This is a genomic window from Methanosarcina sp. WWM596, from assembly GCF_000969965.1.
Classification (GTDB): Archaea; Halobacteriota; Methanosarcinia; order Methanosarcinales; family Methanosarcinaceae; genus Methanosarcina.
Genome location: NZ_CP009503.1, coordinates 3,707,201 through 3,726,620, shown reverse-complemented (window position 1 = coordinate 3,726,620; position 19,420 = coordinate 3,707,201). Strand labels below are relative to the sequence as shown.

Here is a 19,420-nt window from a genome sequence, read left to right as displayed (position 1 = left end):
TCTTTTCAATTATTAAACTGAAGTATCAGGTTTTACCTGTGCATATTAAGTGCAGGTGCTGACATGCCTTCGTAGGTACTTGCCATATGCTCGGGTTTAACTTCCTGCATTGAGGCACTCTGAGCGCGGAGCATACTGTCCACACGAAGCACCATTGCCGCAGTTTCGGAACCTGATTTGATGGAGTTGACCTTTACTCTGAGAGGGTCAACAACACCTTTTTCAAGCATATCTTCAGCATCACCGGTCAGGATGTTTAAACCTGCATTTTTGTTTTCTGCATGCTTTGCGCGGAGGTTCAGGATGGTGTTGATGGCATCCAGGCCTGCGTTTCTTGCAATTGTCCTTGGGATTTCTTCAAGAGCTTCAGCAAAAGCTGTGATTGCCATCTGTTCCCGTCCACCTACGCTGGAAGCATAAGAACGGAGTGAGAGTGCAACTGCCATCTCCGAAGCTCCGCCTCCGGCAACGACCTTGCCATCTTCAACCACACATTTCACAACTTTAAGTGCATCATCAATTGCACGCTCCAGGTTGTCCACCACATGCTCAGTCCCGCCGCGAAGAACGATTGATACGGATTTTGCACCCTTGCAGTCCCTGAGGTAGGTTTTACCCTGATCGTCATCCCTGTCCTGCTCAAGGAGCCCTGCGTGCCCGAGTTCTTTTTCTGTAAGTTCCTTGATGTTCCTTACAGGCCGGCCTCCCGTAGCGTCAGCAAGGTGCTGCATATCATCACTCTTCACCCTGCGAGTTGCGTAGATACCCCTGCTCTGGAGGTAGGCTGAGACCTTGTCATCCATACCCTTGGAGCAGAAGACAGCATTTGCGCCTGCTCTGATTATGTAATCTGCCATCTCAAAGAGGGCCGCATCCTCTTGCTTTACGAAATTTTCGATATCACTTACGTTGTTGATTTGAAGCTTTGCCTTGTTTGCGGTCTTTGCGGTTTCCATAGGAGCATCAATGAGCGCGATATTGGGATTTACAATTTTGAGAGGGAAGTTTTTATCGAGTGCAACCTTGTCGATTACAACTCCCTCTACAAATTCCGTCTTCTCAACAAGCCCACCGATGTCTTTTGTAAGGATAATGTTTTTAAGGTCGGCTTTTCCGTCCTCATGAATGGCAAGAACTGCATCCACGCAGAGTTCTGCAATCAAACGGCTGTATTTTTCGGAAGCTTTGCCAGTGATGGAGGTTCTGGCAGTTTTTATAAGCAATTCTCTGTCTTCCTCACCTGCAGTAATTGCCAGGTCCTCTAAAATCTCAACAGCTTTTTCTGCTGCAAACCTGTAACCTTTGACAACAACTGACGGATGTACTCCATTTTCAATAAGGTCTTCTGCTTTTTCCAGCAGGGCCCCTGAGAACACAACAGCGCTTGTGGTCCCATCCCCTGCAGAACTTTCCAGGGACTGGGCAACCTCCACAAGCATCTTGGCTGTCGGGTGCTCAATGGACATATCGTGTAAGATAGTAGCACCGTCGTTTGTGATGGTAACGTCCCCCAGAGGATTCACAAGCATCTTGTCCATGCCCCGGGGTCCAAGCGTACTCTTAACTATGTTTGCCACAGCTTTTGCAGCTGCAATGTTCATGCTGAGTACATCTTTTCCCTTTGTTTGTTCCTTACTCGGATCTATTATGTAGATTGGCTGGCCACCTTTATCCATCTGAACAAAACCTCCTGAAAATACATAGTATAAATTGAAGGATAAATAATTGATAATTTGAAGTTGTTTTCCGGCTTGCGGTTACTTTATCTCAGGTATCGAACCCGAGAACCTTGTTTTACGCAATTTACTTGACTTGCAGATAGTAATTGATCAGAAAACTACTGATAATACTTCTATAAAAATATATCGGTAAGACCTGTGATTCTACAAAAAGGACGCTGTTTCCGCTTCCTGTTATGCGATAAAGATGAAAAAGGCAGTACCCTGTCCTACTTACCACAGAGTACTGTAGGAAAATGTTTGCAAGAAGCACTTCTGCCTTTATTGTTTATGATCCTGTTTAACTCATTTTTGATCCCGTTTGTTTCTGCCTGCTTATCCAATTTATTTCTGCTGTACTATAACCTTTACAGATCCGTTTTTATTTCCTATGTAAAGCTCATCCACATTGCAAAAAATACCGTGCTCAACCACTCCTGGAATCGCAGACAGTTGAAGAGCAAGAGCTTCCGGGTCTTTTATAAGACCAAATTCTACATCAAGGACAAAGTTCCCGTTATCCGTTATTACGGGACCGTCTTTTTTTACAGCAGACCTGAGTTGCGGTTTTCCACCCAGTTCCAGGATCTTCCTTACTGCAAGTTCTTTTGCAAAGGGCAGAACCTCCACAGGCACGGTTTTATCAAGCTGCATGCTCGTTTTCGACTCGTCAGCTACAACCACAAACCGTTTTGCAGAAAAAGAAACGATCTTTTCCCTTGTATGAGCCGCTCCTCCTCCTTTAATAGCACGGAGTTCGGAGTCGATCTGGTCAGCTCCGTCAATGGCAATGTCCAGTTCAGGGTGCTGGGCTAGAGTAGTAAGGGGAATTCCAGCTTTAATTGCCAACATCTCAGATTGATAAGAAGTAACAACTCCCAGGATATCGAGCCCTTCCTCCTGCACACAACGTCCAAGTTCCTTTATAGTGTATGCAACTGTTGAACCTGTGCCCAGCCCAACAACCATTCCAGGGCTAACAAGCCTGACTGCAGCAATCCCAGCTGCCCGTTTTTCGGGAGAATCAGTAGAAGTATTTCTTTCCGTCATTTTATGTTCCGCCTTTCAGCTTTAAAAAAGTTAGCAAATATTTTTCAAAAACAGGAAGTCCTTTCAAGCTTAAAAGAAAATATTGGAGGGGATCAGGGAGAAAGTCTTCTCCTGTCCCTCGGGAAGAGTACCGTATCCCTGATATTGTCAGTTCCGAGCATGGTCATGACAAAACGCTCACAGCCCAGTCCCCATCCGGCATGCGGAGGCATTCCGTATTCGAAGGCTTTAAGGTAGAACTCAAAACCGTCAGGGTTTAAGCCCTGGGATGCTATCCTGCTCTTAAGCAGGTCAGGAATGTGAATCCGCTGAGCTCCTGAAGAAAGCTCCATTGTCCGATGCATCATGTCAAAGGACTTGCTGAACTCAGGCCTGTCCTCATAAGGCATGGCATAGAAAGGTTTGATCTCTGTGGGCCAGTCGATAATAAAGTAATGGGATTCACCTGTAGTTTCGTAGACATAATCTCCGACTATATGTTCTCCAAAAGTGCCGAGATCGTCTCCCCAGTGCATTTTCTCTTCCGAGCGGCTGTTTATGATCTCAATTACCTCGTCATAAGTGAGCTTCAGGAAAGGAGTCTTCGGAACCTTCAGTTCAACCCCCAGTATTCCAAGGGAGGCTTTGCAGTTCTCAATTACCCGGGTATAGACGTAAGCAACCAGGTTTTCCAGAATTTCCATTACATCGAAGTGGTCGGCAAAGCTGACTTCAACATCAATAGAAGTGGCTTCGTTTAAGTGCCTGCGGGTATCGTGTTCTTCTGCTCTGAAAATGGGGCCAATTTCAAAGACCCTGTCAAACCCACCGCTCATGAGGATCTGCTTGAAAAGCTGGGGGCTCTGGTTGAGGAAGGCTTCCCTGTCAAAATAGGTGATCGGGAAAAGAGAAGTTCCACCTTCGGTTGCTGTAGCAACGACCTTTGGAGTTGCTGTTTCAATAAAGTTATGCTTTACAAAATATTCCCTGATAGCCTGGAGAGACTCATGCCTTATCTTAAAAACCGCAGTTGTCTCGGCTCTTCTCAGGTCAATAAAGCGGGAGTCAAGCCTCGTGTCCAGTTCGGCTTCTACCTTTCCGGTTGTGTCCATAGGAAGAGGGGAAGCTGCCATGTTCAGGACAGTGATCTCTTCGGGGAGCAGTTCATAACCGTTAGGAGCTTTTTCTTCAAATTTGACAGAGCCAGTTACGGAAACTACGGACTCGCGAACAAGCCTTCTTGCTGCATCGAAGAGTTCTTTGTCAATTTTTTTCTTTACAAGTGTGATCTGAGCCTTTCCTTCCCTGTCCCTGAGAACAACGAAACAGATCCCTCCGAGGTCTCTGACCTCATAGACCCAGCCTGCAAGGGTTATTTTCTGACCGTTATCAACTTTTTCAGGCTTGACATCGGTTGTATAATGTGTTCTGAGATTTGCTAAAGACATAAATTCACCTTAATTAGGAGATAAATTAAACGTAAATATAAGAATGAAGCTGAAACGTAGGTGAATAGTCATAACTCATTATTAATGTATTTGTTCCCCGAGTTGCGCCTCGAGAGTACTCGGTCCTTTTCGCTCCACTTCGTTCCGCTCAAGAGGACTAATTTATGGGTTTAACGTTGCTATTGCTTCAATCAAAAGGGTTTATTGAAACTTCGATTTGGTTTTGAAGCTATGGATTATAATCCAGAAAGTTATTTTTTGCGCTTGAGAGGGAGGATTTATAGACGGTGGAAATTGTACTTTACTCAACCGGATAAAGACAGGGAAACATAGTAGAAACTGATTTACTGAACTGAGTTTCCAAACGGGTTACGAGAGAGGTAAGGATTGAATAAAGAAGTAAAGAGTAAAAAAGTAAAAAAAAGTATAAGAGTAAAAGAGTAAAAAAAAGTATAAGAGTAAAAGAGTAAAAAAGGTACAAGAGTAAAAGAGTAAAAGAGTAAAAAGAGTAGAAGGGTAAAAGAGTAAAAGAGTAAAAAAAGTATAAGAGTGAAAGAGTAAAAGTAAAAATATAAGTGTAAAAACTGAGTTAGAGAGGAAAATAGCGTGAGAAAGGAAATCATAATTTTTCTGATAATTTTAAGTGTGCTTTTTGTTGTGGGTTGTGCTGACAACGGAGCTTCAGAAAAACCTGCACTTTCCACACCTGTCGAAGGAATAGATGAGGGGGAAATAGCGGGAACCGTAGAGGCTGCGACAGGAACAAGGGATGATATTATTGATGTCAAGATCCAGGGCTACAAATACATACCCCAGAACCTTACTGTTAAAGTTGGACAGACTGTAAAGTGGACTAACAACGATACTGTTCTCCATGATGTGGTAGGTTCGGGTATTGAGTCCGAGTACCTTCAAAAAGGAGAGGCATTTACCTATACTTTTGAGAAGGAAGGAACGTACCAGTATATCTGTACAATACACCCCTGGATGGAAGGGAAGGTAATTGTAGAGGTCTGAATAAAGAAGAGAGTTCATTAAATGAACTCAGCAAGAATTAAAGGCTGATAAGAAGCGTCGTGTAGTAAATAATCACATATCAGCGCTCTGTAAAGATATTCTAACCTATCGGAAAAGTACGCTGGAAGATCGAGTGAACACGCGTCTTTTGTAGAACATTTTTTGAAGAATATTTATTTATAAACTACAAAACTTGAAAAACGGAATCCAATTGTATTTTAAGTTCAAAACCCAAAAGAAGGGATCTTTTTTAAGAGACAAAAACCTCTTCTGCGAGTCCGGGCCTGGCGCACGTCCGGTGACTGCATAGAAAAAAGAGGCTGAAATACCTGAAAAGATTATTTTCTTCATTTTTGTGCCTACTGTTCATGAATGAAGATTAAATAAATATTAATACAATTCAAAAGAGATTGAGTTATAAAACCTTTTTATTATAACGAATTATAATTAGATTTGCAAAAATATGTATTTTCCCCAGATACCTATATATAATGGCACTGAATTAGAAGGTTCTGAATATAAACAATATTATAAAATTTCAGAAACAGGGGAGTAAAAAATTATACAGATTGTACACCTTTCAGATATTCATTTTTCAGAAGCATATTTTGTCCCGGAAATTGCAGAATCCATGTTGCAGAACATAAATCAGCTGGATCCGGATATTGTGGTAATTACCGGCGACCTGACAGAAAACGGGTTTTCAGCCGAATATGATGGAGTTAAAAGATTTATTGACAGGATTGAATGTAAAGATAGAGTCCTTGTCCCTGGAAACCACGACTCCAAAAATGCCGGGTACCTGCACTTTGAAGACCTTTTCGAAAACAGGTTCTCAACCAGGAATCTTGGAGATGTAACCGTTGTGGGAGTTGACTCCTCCCAGCCGGACATTGACGAAGGGCACCTGGGAAGGGAAAACTACGGCTGGATCAAAGAAGCATTTTCCGGAGAGAATTTCAAGGTCTTTGCCCTGCACCACCACCTTGTCCCGATCCCTCTTTCGGGCAGGGAAAACACTGTCCTTGTCGATGCCGGTGATGTCCTTGACCTCTTGAACCACTGCAAAGTAAACCTTGTGCTTTGCGGGCACTGCCACATTCCTCATGTCTGGAACCTGAACAATATGCTTGTTATAAATGCAGGCACCATCTGTTCTTCCAAGACCAGAGGCAAAACGACGCAGTGCTTTAATTTGATCCAGGCTGAAAACGAAAATTCAGATGGAAATTGGAACGTCCGGATATCAAGGGTTTTCCCGCAGGGGAATCTGGAACTGGTCACAGAAACCGTAATGTGAAGGGCAAGTGAACTACCACTCAGCTAAAGACTGAGTGGCTTCTTGGTTCATTCCTCCCTCTATTGAGAGCAAGTCCCCAAGCTCATCCCCGTAGTCCCTACGGTGTCATAATCCAATTAGATTCTGATCTATGAGAGCGAATTTTTTGATATTGATAGCGGCATTAATGTCTCTATCGTGTTTGGTTTTACAGTCTGGACAAATCCATTCTCTGTCTTTTAGCTGAAGCTCTTTATTGTGGTATCCACACACACTACATAGCTTAGAAGAGGGTTCAAATTGTCCTATTCTCAGGACGGTTTTTCCAAACCATTGAGCCTTATATTCCAACTTTATTACAAAACTACTCCACGCAGAATCACTTATAGCCTGTGCTAAGTGATGATTCTTAACCATGCCTTTAACATTTAGAGTTTCCAGAGCTACAGCTTGGTTTTCGCTAACAAGTCTAAAAGAGAGTTTGTTCTGGAAGTCATTTCTCTGATTTGTTAGTTTGTCATGGAGTACAGCAAGTCTTCGTTTAGCTTTTGCCCTGTTCTTAGAGCCTTTCTGTTTCCTTGAGACTCTTTTCTGTAATACTTTGAGCCTTTTAAGAGAGTTTTTCAAGTACTTTGGATTCTCAACCTTTTCTCCTGTTGAAAGGACAGCAAAGTCTTTGATACCTACATCAATTCCTACTGTTGTTGATTCTGTGAAAGCTTCCTTTACTGGAAGTTCTTTTCCATCTTCAACAAGGATACTGATGTAGTAATGTCCTTTACATGTCCTTGATAACGTAGCCGTTTTAGGCTCTCCTTCAAACTTCCTGTGAAGAACTGCTTTAATTGGTTCTATTTTAGGAAGCTTGATAGTATTATTTTCAAAGTTTACAGTGTAGTGTTGAGGTACAGGGAAAGACTGTATCGGATTCTTTTTTGATTTGAACTTTGGAAACCCTGTTTTCTCTCTAAAGAATCTAGTGAAAGCGGATTCAACCTGCTTAGTCATCCCCCTGTAATGATTGAGAGTTAACTTCTCCTAACCACTCATTAGAAGCCTTTAGAGTAGGAATTAATTTGTTTAAGTCAAATCTGGAAATTGATTCCCCTGTCTGCTCATAAGTTTTAATTTTCTGGTCAAGTGCCCAATTATAGACAAATCTACAGCTACCTATATGCTGATTCAATTGAATAGCTTGTGTAGTTGTAGGATAGAGTCTAAATTTGAACGTTTGCATCATACAAAGGCATAATATGCTTTAACAACATACATACTTTTTGGTAAATACGATGTATGAAACACGGAATTATAGCAAATTTTTGATAATGTATCATGTTATTTTTGTTTGCAAATACCGAAAAGTCATACTTGAACCAATTAGCGAAGAACTCAAACAGATTAGGATTGACATTTCAAAAGAGTCTAACTTTGAAATCCTTGAAATGGAAACTGACAAAGACCATATTCATTTCTTGATCAAGAGTGAGCCGAAAGTTAGCGTTTTGTCAATTGTCAGAAAATTGAAACAAGAATATACTAACAGGTTATGGAAAACTCAAAAAGAATATCTGAAAAAGTATTATTGGGGTGAGAATACGTTATGGAGTGATGGTTATTTTGCGTCTACTATCGGAAATGTGAGTAAAGAGGCGGCAGAATATTACATACGGAATCAGGGTTGAAGTTGACGCTTATATCCCCTGAGCTAAAGACTCAGGGGTTTTACGCTTCTTCATATAAAATCTATTGATATTTCCTTTTTCGTTGAATTTTTCTTCCTTTTTTGTTTTTTATTATTCTGAAAACACAGATGAAATTAATTACACCTACTTCTTCCGGACCCGCCATCCGACCAGATTATCCGTTTCAACCCTCTCAACATCATTTCTCTTAGCCAGATCGATCAGAATTTCAAGCAATTCCTGTTCACCTATCTTGATCTCGTATCTCTTCTTAAACTCAGCAGTGATCCGGGAGAGATCAAGAGTCCTGTCCCCTAAAATCTTTTCCGCAAACCCTGCCAGATCCTCATAACGGGCCCATGGGTAGATTATCCAGCGCCACCTGACAACCTTCTGGCCATAAAAATCCGGGGTGAAGGAAGAACAGGTCTTGTGCTGGAGGACTGCAGTTCTGATCTCGGCAGGTCTAAGGCTCTGCACGTAGTCAACCGAAAGGTTAAGGGTCTCTCCGGTGTCTGTGACGTCGTCCACAATGAGCACTTTTTTCCCGCTTATGTCCACGGAGATGGGAAACTTTATCCTCGCTTCTGCCTGCATATCCGCCCCCCTCATGTAGTGCTCGACTTTCATAGAAGTCAGGTCGTTGAAAAGCAAAAAATCGCAAACCAGCCTTCCAGGCACATAGCCTCCCCTCCCTATTGCAACGATCAAGTCAGGCTGATAACCCGAAGCTTTGATTTGCCGGGCAAGAAACCTGGAAAGGCGAAAAACTTCTCCAAAGCTCATGAGCTCGCACTTGAAAAAACTCTTTTTTGCCGGAGAGCACCTGGACTGTCGGGCTGCTTTTTTTGTTCCAGTGTTCAGATAAATCGCCTTCTGCCTGAATTCTTTCTGCCTGAATTCTTTCTGCCTGAATTCTTTCTGCCTGAATTCTTCCTGCCTGAATTCTTCCTGCCTGAATTCTTCCTGCCTGAATTCTTCCTGCCTGAATTCTTCCTGCCTGAATTCTTCCTGCCTGAATTCATTCTGTCTGAATTCCTTCTGTCTGTATATATTCATCAATAAAACCGTAAAGTGAATGAGAAACTTATCCTTCCCGTAGTCGGCAGAAGCCCGGATAAAAAATGCATCCTTTTACCGGGTTCCGGGAGGTAAGAGAAGTAAAATTAATATTTGAAAAACATCTCCCGATTTTGATCCCCCAATTATAATTTTACTGGAAAATATATAAGGTTACTTTTGCAAAAGAGTAAAGATCTCCTCCTTTTTATTAAGTTAAAACAACCTTTAGATTTACTTTTTCAATGTTTTGAAAACTTTAAAAGCCAAAATAGGCAGAGATAAAAAAATAACTCGACTGAAAATACGGAAATCAGCTCCAAAAGCGGTAAAAAACGGTATTTTTATATACCTGCATTCCAGTACTGTTTTTACCTACAAAAGGGATTTTTCGTGATAGTTATTAAAAGGAGGATAACAGTTATGGACTTTAAAGCAGTTCTTGCAGTACTTGTATTTTGCACTCTTTACTGGATATATCACTTTTCAGCCGGCGCTATAGCCTGAGAAAATATCTGAAAAAGGAGGATAACAGTTATGGATTTCAAAGCAGTTCTTGCAGTACTTGTATTTTGCATTCTTTACTGGATATATCACTTTTCCAACGGAGCCATTGCCTGAAAAGAAAAAGAAAAGCAATGCGAGGAATTCCATAAAAATATTATTATTGCAATTAAGTATGATTGCCGTATTTAGACTTACTAAATATATTAAGTTACTGTTGAAAATATCTAGTTCTTCCGAAATCCCAGGATCTATGGAAACAAGGCTGGGGAAAGAGTTTATTCCAGGCAATATTTAAAGTATATTTAATTCGATTTTAATCGTACTCTTACTCGTTTTTTGCCATCTTTTGTTTTTTCTTTCGCTTCATTTTCTGTTACCACGGAGCTAAAGACTCAGGGGTTTTACTCTTTGTGTTATAAATGCTGTAGAAGATTGCATCAATATACTTGAAAATTCATCTTATCCTGAAAATATTTGAACTAGGGAAAACATAATTATAAAGCAAATAATTATAAAGCAAATCCGGAGAATAAACAAAAGATGAGGGGATTAATGGGATAAAGGATTTTTTAAAAGGATAGTCTTTAAAGCTGTTCTTGCAATTCTCGTTTTTCTGACACTTTATTATATATGCCATTTTTATGGCGGAGCTATAGGTAAAAAACAAATCAAATGGAAAGACCAAAAGGAATAACAAATTAAATCAGTAACAAGCGTCTTAGAAATTTACAAAAAGAAAAACATGAGCATTTATACTAATAAAAAGCATAACTGATAAAGGAGCTTCAAAGCTATGCTTTCAAAAGAAAACAACCGAGAAATGCATAAAGGGCTGGCTTCCGTAGATGAGGAGTTTGATGAAGGAGTCAGCCAGGCTCTTACCTCTCTGACAGTGATAGGTAAAGGTTATCTTAGCGAAAGAAAGGAACTGGAAGCAGAGAAGACGGTATCTTCCATAAAAGAAATAGGAAAGGCTGCTGCCCTTCAGGGAATGGAAAATGCAGCAGTCAATGCTATAAGATCCCTGGAGAAGATGCTCCAGTGCTCAATGAAGCAGAACATGGAAAGCACAACTGTCAGGGTCCTGCTTTCTTTCGGAACTATTGGAAAAATTGCCACCGAACAGCAACTTGAGACGGTAGCCAAACTTGCAGCATCCATTCTTGGAAAAAGCGGAAATACGGCAGCTCTTCTTAACAGGGAAAGAGAAACCCTTGCAGTTACAATCGGGCTTGGGGAAATTGGAAAAGCAGTCGCCAGGATGAAACTCCCTGATTATTCAGAAAATGCCGCTATATGTATCACCTGCCTTGGAGAAAACGGAAAACTGGCTGCTCAGAAAACCCTTGAAAAAGCTGCAATAGGAGCAGAACTTATGTTAGAAGAAATGGCTGCATTAGCCATGGAAGAAAACCTTCAGAGCGCAGCAGGAATTATCACAGCTTCTATTGAGGAGATAGGAAAAAGCGCTGCGGAAGAAGAAATGGAAAATGCTGTTTTCCAGGCTGCATCCGCCCTTCAGACAATAATGAGCAGTGCAGGGAACAGATACCTGAATGATGCCTCTATTGCGGCAAAGGTTGCGCTTGAATCTTTTAACGAATTTGATATAATAAACGATAAAGACCACATCAAAAAAATAGAAGAAATCAGGGAAATGATGAGAGAATTGTGGGTAAATACAAAATAAAGGAAGGATGGGAAAAACACTTTAGACTTAAACGTCAACTATCCCTGAGCTAAAACTCAGGGGTTTGTCTAACAAGCTCTGGTTGACCAAAGCCCTGGTTGACCAGATCACCGATTAAGAGCTTGGGAAATTTTCGTAATCAATCAAAACAAAAAACCACTAATGCCCTGTAAACCTTCAAAAGCCAGAAAGCTACTGCAAGCAGACAAGGCAAAAGTGATCCGAAATACGCCATTCACAATTAAGTTACTTTTCGGAAGCAAAAGAGGAAATATTCCTGCAAAATAGATCTACAGGTGAGTTTACAGGTCTGAATCTACAGGCTTATTCCTCTTCAACTTGCAATGTTTTCTGGGGAGGGAATATAACCCAATCAGAGACCATATACTCGTAAAATGCACTTCCATGCTCAATATTTCCTTTATACCTAATTGTTGCTTCATCGGGCTGGAAGGACATGAAATCAACAAATCCTACAGGTTGCTCCTGGGAAGACCTATCAAGCTGGACAACATTTTCAGCATTTATGAAGATATTCAGGTCAGGAGCCGAGATTTGAAGGCTGGCTGGTCTGTCCACGGTTTCTCCATTCACATTTGGATGCTGCCAGTCGCCCTGGGTGATACTCACTTCATCCCCAGAGTATTCTGCAATTACCTTCCCTGTATGCTTGTTTATCAAAGTCAGATGTTTATACGTATAATCATCATAACCATCATCAGGTCCTCTAACCCCATAGAACACGGTCTGGTAACTATTTGTTGTAAGTTCTGACCAGCTCCACCCATGCATTTCCCATTCCCACACAAGCTTGTCAGTGGTATAAGGAATCATGTGGTCAAAGTACCCATCAGCCTGTGTAACCGTATATCTCTTACCGTCAAGAACCACACTACCCTTAAGTTTTCCATAAGCGTATTCATATGTGGTAAAATTGACCGGATCTGCGGCACTATCGATTGTTTTTTCGGCATGAGGCTTGAAAAACAGGTTCAACTGCATGTTGTCGTAAGCATAATTCAGTCGGTACCCTTTAAGGGCTGAACCGTAAAATTTCCTTAAACCTTCCGGATAAGTAAAGTCAAGGTAAGGAACATGGAATCCAACGTAATTTTCAATTTCACCCCTTGGCACAAAACACGTTGTATAATTGGTAGAAGTATCCTCCCCATATGGATAAAGCCCATAGAAAGTTACCATATTAGAAAACTGTTCCCCGGTGTTTGGATCATTAAAAAGTGTTGGGGACTCCTGATGAACCATCGTGACAAAAAATGCAAGGTTCCTCTTTTCCCCGCCCTTCCCAACAAGCCGCATGTCTCCGTTCTGGTACCACCATTCCGACATGAAGCTGGAATTGAAGTCGGTATCATAGTGCCCGCCTTCCGTGTAGTCTATGACTGCTTCATTTCCTGAAGTTTTACTGTTCGGCTCTGCTCCTGATATGCCTATAAGGCACACTAAAAGAAGCGGCAAAATCATTATTCTCAAGTATTTTTGGTCCAAATGACTCTCTCCTCTGTTAATAACTCATATTCTTGAAAGCCTCCTTTGAAACGTCCCAACGACTTCCAAAAAAAGAGGATACTAAAAATAACATCGGAAACTGAACAGTATAAATGTTAAAAAAAGTTTCTATATGGAATGATTTTTTTATAATAGTGTACTTTTGAAGGTATTACAAAAAAGGTTTAAAGAAAAAGAACTTCGAAAAGAACAAAATACCTGAATAACTAAAACCAAAAAAGAGAGAGCCATGCCCGTCTTTTAACCACCCGATCCATTTTGTAACAATCCAGGAGGAAAAACAATTCAATAGCCACTTTTTTAAAGGATTAACGGACAACTTTCAGAACGCCCATTTATACCAATTAAAGGCTATTGGCTATGTTTTCCAAGGATAACACATCAGTTTGTCAGCGACTGGATTGGAGCCGGAATTCTTCCTCCTCGCTTTACGAAAGTCTCCGAACTGAAATTGCTTACCGGTATAATAGGTGCACTTCCAAGCAGCCCGCCGAATTCCACGGAATCTCCCACTCTTTTACCGGGTGCGGGAATGATCCTGACTGCAGTTGTCTTTTTATTTATTACCCCAATTGCCATCTCGTCAGCAATGATTGCGGAAAGGGTAGAAGCAGAGGTATCTCCTGGAACTGCTATCATGTCAAGCCCGACAGAACAGACACTAGTCATGGCTTCGAGTTTTTCGAGAGTAAGAGCTCCGACTTTAACTGCTTCGATCATGCCCGCATCCTCACTAACCGGAATGAAAGCCCCGCTAAGGCCCCCTACTGAAGAAGAAGCCATTGCTCCACCTTTTTTTACAGCATCATTAAGAAGCGCAAGAGCTGCAGTCGTCCCATGGGCTCCACAGCGTTCAAGCCCCATGGCTTCCAGAATCGCGGCAACACTGTCCCCGATTTCCGGAGTTGGGGCAAGTGAAAGGTCTAGAATCCCGAATTCCACACCAAGCCTTTTCGAGACTTCTCTTCCTACCATCTCCCCCATGCGTGTGATTTTAAAAGCTGTCTTTTTGATCGTTTCGGAAATTTCCGTAAGGTTCGGGTTTTCAAGTTCGCGAACAGCTGCGTTAACCACTCCCGGACCGCTTACACCCACATTGATAACACACTCTGGCTCACCGATTCCGTGAAAAGCTCCTGCCATAAAGGGATTATCTTCAGGGGCATTTGCAAAAACCACCAGTTTGGCACAACCAATCCCCTCCCTGTCAGCGGTCAGTTCCGCAGTCTTTTTGATTATTGTCCCCATCAGGCCGACTGCATCCATGTTAATACCTGCTTTTGTGGTCGCAACGTTTACGGACGAGCAGACCTTTTCAGTAGATGCAAGGGCTTCAGGAATAGAATTTATCAGTTTGAGATCTCCCCGGGTTTCCCCTTTATGGACAAGGGCACTGAACCCTCCGATAAAGTCCACACCTGAGTCCTTTGCAGCTTCATCCATTGTCTTTGCAACGGAAACGAAGTCCTGAGACTTGCAGCTTTCAGCTACTATAGCTATGGGAGTTACGGAAATCCGCCTGTTGATAATAGGAATCCCATAAAGGCTCTGGATTTCATTCGTTATCCTGACAAGCTCCCTTGCCCGGGAAGTTATTTTTTCATAGATATTCTCGTTGAGAACCTCAAGATCAGGGTGGCTACAGTCCCTGAGACTGATCCCCATGGTGACGGTCCTTATGTCCAGGTGTTCCATCCTGACCATCTGAATTGTTTCCAGTATTTCGTTCGGGTTTATAAGCATGAAAAATCCTCCTGCTTCCTCACAGCTCAGATCCTGTGCATGAAACGGAAAGCATCTTCATGCTGCACCTTGATCTCAACTCCAAGACTCTTTCCTTCGGTATCCATAGCCTGCTGGAAAGCCGAAAGGTCAAAATTTTCCTTCGGGGCTTCTGCAAGCATGATCATGGTAAAGATGCCCTGCATAATAGTCTGGCTGATATCGACAATATTTACATTGTAACTGGCCATCACCGTGGTGACCCTGGCAACAATCCCTACCCTGTCGCTGCCAATAACCGTGATAATGAAACGACTTGATGTCATGAAATATCTCCTGTTGATCCTGTTTTTTTCTGCAGATTAATACACGAAAGCTGTAAACAAGGAAATTTTGTTCAAATTGAATACCTGATAGATAATAAAGTAAACTGCTCCAGTCCCGAAATAAATCCTCTGATACTGAAGGATATGTTTTGATCTTGCTATAACTAAAAATCTTGAAAGGATAATATAAAGGAAAAAAATTTTGGAAATAAAACAATATGAAAACGATTCTGGAAATAAAACAATATGTAAGTCGGTTAACCTGTTATCTATGAAGAGCCATTCCTCAAATCAGGTCTCCTTCTCAAGACAGAGCTGGATAATTTTATCAACAAGCCCCTGAATATTTTCTCTTCCTTTAAGTTTTATTGAAAAGTCAGCATATTTATGATACAGAACCAACCGCTCTTCAAAAAGTTTTTTAAGGCTTCTGTCTCTGAGCCCTACTATACCCCTCTTTCTTGCGTTCGGAATCCTTTTTACGATACTTCTGAAAGGAGTGTCCAGAAAGACTACATTAGATATTTTTTTTAAGTACTCCATGGCATTTTCGGAATAAACCACGCTTCCACCGGGAGAGATAATGCAGTTGTCCACCTGTCCAAGCCCCAGAATAGCTTCTTCTTCAAACCTGATAAAAGCGCAATCACCCTGTTTATCAATCAGAGTCTGAAGGGGCATTCCCGTCCTCTGCGTGATCATGCTATCGACATCAATAAAAGTATAATTCAGGCGTCTTGCAAGTGCCTTTCCTATAGTGCTTTTCCCCGCTCCTGCCATGCCAATTAATGTTATGTTCATTGCCCACACCTCCTACCTTCAAAAATCAAGGACAACATGCCGAAAATTCCCAGGACGAGAGGTCGGCAGTCTGTAGATATAGGACAAAATATAATCTTCTGCTATATAAAATGTGCAACGTGAGTATTTTAAAAAAAGAGGCAAAATTATGAGATACGTCTTGAATATTCCAGTCTAATCAGAAACTTCCCGGACAACTTTTATGATTATAGAACTTTGAGAGACTATTTTCTGATATGCTGCTCTTTTCTGTTTACTGGCTGAGAGCTCAAGCTGCAAATACATTTTTCAACCTCTTTAGAGGAGTGCATGAAAGCAGACATATACTCCAGAAAGACTACCCTGTTGCCAGCGATATAATGTCTGAAAAGGCTTCGGGTCGTCAGCTTATCCACCTGTTCGAGGGATACAATTGCAAGGTACATGAGAAGCCGGATAAAAAATACAAGATGAAGCACAAGCATTTTGACCCAGGGACTGTCCGAACTGATAGCCAGCCCGCAGACCCAATTGCAAAGCTTGAGGGAATAAGAGAGTAGTCTGATATTATAAAAGTGCAAAAATAAAGCCAGGACTATAAAAAGAAGCACGGATCCCGTTAACATATCTATTTTTTGCACTATTAAGTCCATATGGTTCATTAACCTTTACTTCTCACTATTATTTGAATTTAATCTTTTTTAAGGTCCGGCTTTCAATTCATATCAACCGGAAATTTGCTGAAAGCAGCTTGAAACTTATAATTTCCCATTTATAATTTCCCATTTAAAGTTCATTCCAGGGAAGGTTTATCAGAAAAAAAATGAAGAAAACCGGAAGGGATGCCCGACAAATAAAGTGTCCGACCAGAAAAGTTTGTCTGCCTGCACCCCTGTAACCGGACCTTGCCTCAATTTTCCGGAACCGCAATTAAATCATACCTGTCAGCCCCATCTGGCGGGAACGAAGACGGAAAAATCCGGATACTACCATTAGCAGGAGGAATAGTCTGCATATAGACAGTTATCCTATGTAGAACTTATATTTAACACTTATCTAAAAATTCGTAATAATAGACGAGATTGTGCCTAATTAAAAACTTAAAATCTCAGGGATCTATCTGTATTCGAAAAAATGTAAAAATGAAAATTTGTAGCATGGATAAATTATAGGAAGAAGCGTAAAACCCATGAAATCTTAATTTAATGGGACATAATCGTCAACTTCCTCAACATTATTTTTAATATGTGTTGCTTTCATAGCATGGCTTACTTTCATAGCATGGCTTACTTTCATAGCATGGCTTAATCCCTGATGTTTTCTATAACGTGTTTGCCTCTTTCTGCGGGAATAATTGTCAGTTCGGCATCTGAAAACTCTTTTTCAAGCGGCTCACCCTCGGCGATCCTATCCATTGTGATTGCAACTGCCGCAACTTCTGAATGGGGCTGGCTGCCCACAGCTACGTTCCAGTCGGCGAGCTGGTAAATTTCGGGGGGGACTTTTTCTGCACCTACAACGATCATGAGCTTTTCGCACTTTTTGAGTTCGTCAGTAACATCTGGCAGGTTGATCCCGTACATGGAAAGGTGGCAGACTTTTCCACCTTCTTCTTTCCAGTTTCTGATTTCCTGCTTGAAACTAACGTTATTTTTAATGTAAAAATGCCCACCCCAGCGCCTGACCACATCTTCAAGAGTCTGCACAATCCCCGGGTCATCAGAAGCAAGAAGCATGCCTTCAGCTCCCAGCATCCTGGCAGTTAAACCAACATGGGTGGTAATTCTCTTATCCCTCTCAGGGCGATGCCCCAGGCGCAGTAATACAATTCTCTTCATGCTCGGCTAAAACCCTGACAAGGTATTAAAGGGTTTCACTGAAGTTTTTATGAAACAGGGAAAAAAGGAAAAAATATGGGTATCACTGTAACCCATAAATTCCGGGGATTCTCTTCAGAAGCATGCCTTCAACTATTATCGGATTTGTTCTCTGGGCTGTTGTCAATGCAATATCGAGCTTGAACTCTTTTTCAGCATAAATAGTAAGAATCGAATCTCCTTTTTTAACCTGCTCTCCCATTTTTTTATGGATAGCGACCCCGGCTCCCTTGTCGCTTGGAGCCCCTGCAAGCCTGGCAATCTCAATTATCCACTTGTTGTCGAACTCGATAACATATCCATCCGTAGAAGCAAAAATGTCAGCTGTGTACTGCCCTACCTGTACATCATCGGATTTAATATTCGGATCTCCGCCCTGGGCTTCAATGATCTGTCTCATCTTTTCAAGAGCTTTTCCACTCCTGAGCGTTTCCATTGCAACTTCTTTTCCATGATCCCTTGGAGCCGCCCCTCCCATCTCAAGCAGAATACCAGCAAGGGCAGCGCTCTTTTCAATTAAGCTGTTTGGACCTTCCATGCTTTCCAGAACTTTCAGGGCTTCCCTTACTTCCAGCGACGGACCAACTTTTCTTCCAATAGGAGAAGAACCGTAGGTAATGGCACATTCAACGTTCATTCCGAGCCTGTGCCCGAGATTAATAAGGTCTCTTGCCAGTTTCTGTCCTTCCTGAACAGTGGGAACCTTTGTACTTGGCCCGACAGGGATATCCATTACCACATTGTCAGCCCCTATAGCTCCCTTTTTTGCCATGATTGAGGCAAGCATCTGGCAGTAAGGATCAATGGATAGAGGGTACTCAACCCTGATGAGCTTGTCATCCGCGGGTGCAATATTGGTGGCTCCACCCCAGACAAGAGCGCCTCCCACCCTCTCAGTTATCTCCTTAACTTCCTGAGAGCTGAACTCAACGGGGCAGAGCACTTCCATAAGGTCTGCAGTGCCTCCCGCACCTGTGATTGCCCTGGAACTTGTCTTAGGGATCATCAGTCCGTTTGCAGCGACGATAGGGACAACGAGGAGAGAAATCTTGTTTCCGGGCACCCCTCCTATCGAGTGCTTGTCCATAATAGGATGGGTATCAAATTCAATCTTGTCTCCACTGTCGATCATAGCCCTTGTAAGCCATTCGACTTCGTCATCAGTCATCCCGTGGATATAAGAAGATGTTATAAAAGCCGAAAGTTCGACATCACTGAGGTTTTCCTCCACGATATCATTTACAAGCAATTTAATCTCGTCCTGAATAACAGGTTTCTTGTCCATCATCTTCTTTATTACATTCGCCGATTTTGAGCGGAGTGCCGGGACAACTTCAACCGGCTTATCCCAGTCCAGGAAGTGCTCGTGAACTTCAGAAAAAACTCCAAGAGTACCCGGAGGAACCATATTGTCAGTTGTGTCCACAATAACAGAAAGGCTTTGATGTCCACGGATGCGGACCCTATCTCCCGGATTAATTCCCAGCTCCTTCGCATCGGCAATATTAAATAACGCTTTATGCTGCCCTATTTTTATGTCAAAATGTTCCAGCTTCAACTGCATTGAATAAACACCATCCTTTTCTTTCTCAATATAATTATGATTTTGTCATTGTAATTTATTTCGCCTGAATTAGACCCTCGGCTGGCTTTCAAACCCGGAAGCCAACAGAAAGTCTGAAAAAATATGGAGATTAAGAGTAGATACAGTAGATCTCAGGTCAGATATCAGACCATGTAAGATTTCAGGTAAGATATC

At 41.8% G+C, this 19,420-nt stretch carries 18 protein-coding genes and 1 pseudogene; 5 read left to right on the top strand and 14 right to left on the bottom strand.

The annotated features are described in order from the left end of the window. Positions 1–32 precede the first annotated feature (32 nt). The 3 genes from thsA to aspS all read right to left on the bottom strand — a co-directional run bounded on the left by thsA (position 33) and on the right by aspS (position 4,195). Positions 33–1,676: a thermosome subunit alpha gene (gene thsA, locus MSWHS_RS16360; protein ID WP_048128428.1), complete on the bottom strand. Its 1,644-nt coding sequence runs from the start codon at positions 1,674–1,676 to the stop codon at positions 33–35. A gap of 387 nt (positions 1,677–2,063) precedes the next feature. Continuing rightward, positions 2,064–2,768, bottom strand: coding sequence for a ribose 5-phosphate isomerase A (gene rpiA / locus MSWHS_RS16355; protein ID WP_048128430.1), 705 nt, complete (start codon positions 2,766–2,768; stop codon positions 2,064–2,066). A 92-nt stretch (positions 2,769–2,860) separates the two neighbouring features. Beyond that, entirely contained in the window at positions 2,861–4,195 is a 1,335-nt protein-coding gene (aspS, locus tag MSWHS_RS16350) for an aspartate--tRNA(Asn) ligase (protein WP_048128432.1), read from the bottom strand. A 606-nt stretch (positions 4,196–4,801) separates the two neighbouring features. Between aspS and MSWHS_RS16345 the strand changes: the two genes are divergently transcribed. Then, on the top strand, positions 4,802–5,212 hold the full coding sequence (locus tag MSWHS_RS16345; protein WP_048128434.1) for a cupredoxin family copper-binding protein: 411 nt from the start codon (positions 4,802–4,804) through the stop codon (positions 5,210–5,212). A gap of 619 nt (positions 5,213–5,831) precedes the next feature. Further along, the gene (locus tag MSWHS_RS16340) at positions 5,832–6,512 is read left to right on the top strand and encodes a metallophosphoesterase (protein ID WP_231585747.1); all 681 of its coding nucleotides are present in this window, start codon (positions 5,832–5,834) and stop codon (positions 6,510–6,512) included. Between the two features lie 105 nt (positions 6,513–6,617). Here MSWHS_RS16340 and tnpB read toward each other — a convergent pair. Continuing rightward, positions 6,618–7,731 (bottom strand): annotated as a pseudogene (tnpB, locus tag MSWHS_RS16335) (IS200/IS605 family element RNA-guided endonuclease TnpB). Positions 7,732–7,780: 49 nt separating this feature from the next. Between tnpB and tnpA the strand changes: the two are divergent. Further along, entirely contained in the window at positions 7,781–8,173 is a 393-nt protein-coding gene (gene tnpA, locus MSWHS_RS16330) for an IS200/IS605 family transposase (RefSeq protein ID WP_082088376.1), read from the top strand. 144 nt (positions 8,174–8,317) lie between these two features. On the opposite strand, the gene MSWHS_RS16325 is transcribed toward tnpA, so the two are convergent. The 3 genes from MSWHS_RS16325 to MSWHS_RS16320 all read right to left on the bottom strand — a co-directional run bounded on the left by MSWHS_RS16325 (position 8,318) and on the right by MSWHS_RS16320 (position 10,027). Further along, entirely contained in the window at positions 8,318–8,959 is a 642-nt protein-coding gene (locus tag MSWHS_RS16325; RefSeq protein WP_082088111.1) for a phosphoribosyltransferase, read from the bottom strand. A gap of 74 nt (positions 8,960–9,033) precedes the next feature. Beyond that, positions 9,034–9,198, bottom strand: a complete 165-nt coding sequence (locus MSWHS_RS22475) for a hypothetical protein (RefSeq protein ID WP_082088375.1) — start codon at positions 9,196–9,198, stop codon at positions 9,034–9,036. 520 nt (positions 9,199–9,718) lie between these two features. Continuing rightward, positions 9,719–10,027: a hypothetical protein gene (locus MSWHS_RS16320; protein ID WP_048159430.1), complete on the bottom strand. Its 309-nt coding sequence runs from the start codon at positions 10,025–10,027 to the stop codon at positions 9,719–9,721. Between the two features lie 505 nt (positions 10,028–10,532). Here MSWHS_RS16320 and MSWHS_RS16315 point away from each other — a divergent pair. Next, a complete protein-coding gene (locus MSWHS_RS16315; protein ID WP_048128440.1) occupies positions 10,533–11,429 on the top strand; it encodes a hypothetical protein in 897 nt (298 codons plus the stop codon). 129 nt (positions 11,430–11,558) lie between these two features. Further along, positions 11,559–11,717: an RRXRR domain-containing protein gene (locus MSWHS_RS19685; protein ID WP_369798992.1), complete on the top strand. Its 159-nt coding sequence runs from the start codon at positions 11,559–11,561 to the stop codon at positions 11,715–11,717. A gap of 36 nt (positions 11,718–11,753) precedes the next feature. Here the strand turns inward: MSWHS_RS19685 and MSWHS_RS16310 are convergent, their stop codons facing one another. From MSWHS_RS16310 to MSWHS_RS16280, 7 genes are all read right to left on the bottom strand, one after another. Further along, entirely contained in the window at positions 11,754–12,935 is a 1,182-nt protein-coding gene (locus MSWHS_RS16310) for a hypothetical protein (protein WP_048128442.1), read from the bottom strand. 402 nt (positions 12,936–13,337) lie between these two features. Next, positions 13,338–14,699 carry a PFL family protein gene (locus MSWHS_RS16305; RefSeq protein ID WP_048128445.1) on the bottom strand — a complete coding sequence of 454 codons (1,362 nt, stop codon included), beginning with the start codon at positions 14,697–14,699 and terminating at the stop codon, positions 13,338–13,340. Positions 14,700–14,725: 26 nt separating this feature from the next. Next, complete coding sequence (locus MSWHS_RS16300; protein WP_048128447.1) at positions 14,726–15,004, bottom strand: ACT domain-containing protein; 279 nt, start codon at positions 15,002–15,004, stop codon at positions 14,726–14,728. Between the two features lie 291 nt (positions 15,005–15,295). Then, complete coding sequence (locus tag MSWHS_RS16295; RefSeq protein ID WP_048128449.1) at positions 15,296–15,805, bottom strand: shikimate kinase; 510 nt, start codon at positions 15,803–15,805, stop codon at positions 15,296–15,298. 224 nt (positions 15,806–16,029) lie between these two features. Then, on the bottom strand, positions 16,030–16,446 hold the full coding sequence (locus MSWHS_RS19680; RefSeq protein ID WP_231585489.1) for a hypothetical protein: 417 nt from the start codon (positions 16,444–16,446) through the stop codon (positions 16,030–16,032). Between the two features lie 642 nt (positions 16,447–17,088). Then, a complete protein-coding gene (locus tag MSWHS_RS16285; protein WP_048128451.1) occupies positions 17,089–17,622 on the bottom strand; it encodes a tRNA (cytidine(56)-2'-O)-methyltransferase in 534 nt (177 codons plus the stop codon). Positions 17,623–17,704: 82 nt separating this feature from the next. Beyond that, positions 17,705–19,225 carry an AMP phosphorylase gene (locus MSWHS_RS16280; RefSeq protein ID WP_048128454.1) on the bottom strand — a complete coding sequence of 507 codons (1,521 nt, stop codon included), beginning with the start codon at positions 19,223–19,225 and terminating at the stop codon, positions 17,705–17,707. Positions 19,226–19,420 lie beyond the last annotated feature (195 nt).